This window comes from Streptomyces sp. S3(2020) (assembly GCF_013044505.1).
Lineage (GTDB): Bacteria > Actinomycetota > Actinomycetes > Streptomycetales > Streptomycetaceae > Streptomyces.
The window spans coordinates 1-1,470 of sequence record NZ_JABERD010000505.1 but is presented as its reverse complement, the minus strand read 5'-3'; the positions used below and the strand labels follow the sequence as shown (position 1 = coordinate 1,470).

Annotated in this window: 1 protein-coding gene and 1 pseudogene; both read left to right on the top strand. The window is 68.2% G+C overall.

What is annotated here, in order from left to right:
• Window positions 1-229: 229 nt before the first annotated feature.
• A pseudogene (locus tag HLK59_RS51835) lies at window positions 230-445 on the top strand (hypothetical protein); the annotation flags it as partial.
• 324 nt (window positions 446-769) lie between these two features.
• A partial coding sequence (locus HLK59_RS49970) for a hypothetical protein (protein ID WP_171148323.1) occupies window positions 770-1,470 on the top strand: 701 nt, incomplete at its 3' end.

Genomic DNA, 1,470 nt, shown 5'->3' with positions numbered 1-1,470 from the left:
GGGTGAGGGTGCGCCTCGGGGGATCGGGGCGCCGTTCTCTTCTCGTTGCGCGTCGGCCGGGGCCTCCGCGCTCGGCGCCCGGCACGGCCAGGCGCGCCAGGGAGGCAACGGCGCCGCGGCAGGCGTGGCGGCCCAAGCCGACTCGCCTGCCTGTGCTCCGTCCGGCGCTGTGTGGGAGCAGGAGCGTGCGGCGGCCGGATCACTCGGTCGCGTAGGCGAGTTGCACCGAGTGTGCTGCCGGGAGCCGGCATCCGCCGCCCGGCGGCCGTTGGATGCCGAGACTGCCGATGCCGTGCGCGCGGTCGCGGCGCAGGCCCGCGCCCGGGCCGACCAGTTCGCGGCCGTCCTGGAGGACGTCGCCGCCAACGGACTGCCCGACCCCGAGCAGTGCACCCCCTGGGAAGAGCTGCGCGAGCAGCATCTGGCCCGCCTTGCCAAGCAGAGGCGGTCGTCGCCTGATGCCCCCTCACCACCGCGGCCGCCGGACACGGCTGGCGACGAGTGGCAGCGCGGTGGATGGGGATGTTCTTCTCGCTCGGGGCAAGCCGCGGCACGGCAACGCTGTGGCCCACGAGGCGCGCGTAACAGCCCATCGGCCCCGGTACGCGAGTGGTGAGCTCCGAGCGTTTCCAGACGTGTGCCGGCAGGGAAAGCACGGGGAGTACGAACACCGCCGCCCCACCGGCAATCCGGAGTGTCGAGCCCCACCCAAGACGCCCGACTTGCACCTCACAGCGGCCCGGGCCGCCTGGATGATCCGGAGGTCGAGGTGAGTGTGTCGACCCTGTTCAACCTGCTCGCCGTCACGGTGTCCGTAGTGGCACTCCTTGCCACACTCTGGTTCGGCGCACTCCAGGTACGCACAGCGCGCCACGCCAACCATCTGCCGGCGCTCATGGACCTGCTCTCAGAATTCCGTAACGTCCGCCTCCACGACCAGTACCAGTACGTGTGCACCCGCCTCGGGCAGGAACACGACCCCAACGGCGGCCTGCGCGGCCTGCCGCACGAAGTCCGCGAAACCGTCTACAACGTGGCCTACTTCTTCCAGACCCTGGCATCTCTCTACGCGGCGGGAATCATCGACGAGCCGACCGCGACACTGATGGTGCGCCGCCGCGCCGCCACCGTATGGGCAGCACTGCGGCCGTTCGTGGAACGTGAGCGCCGCTTCGAAGACGTGGAGCCCAACCTGCTCTCCCTCCTCGAGGCCTACGCAGAAGTCTCAGCCGACTTCAACGACTTGCCACCCGCGGGCGATCTCATCCGGGCACGACACCAATCCGCACGTCACTGGTGGTGGAACTGTCTCTTCTACACCTCTGACCCTTCCGACGAAGAGATCAGTGGAGATGTCGGTGGCTGCAGTATCATTCAAGACACAAAGCGTCTAGCACGCCACTACAGACAACTGCGCCAGAACACACTAGTAGTATCCGGGATCAGACGTAGAGATGCAGTCACGTACCA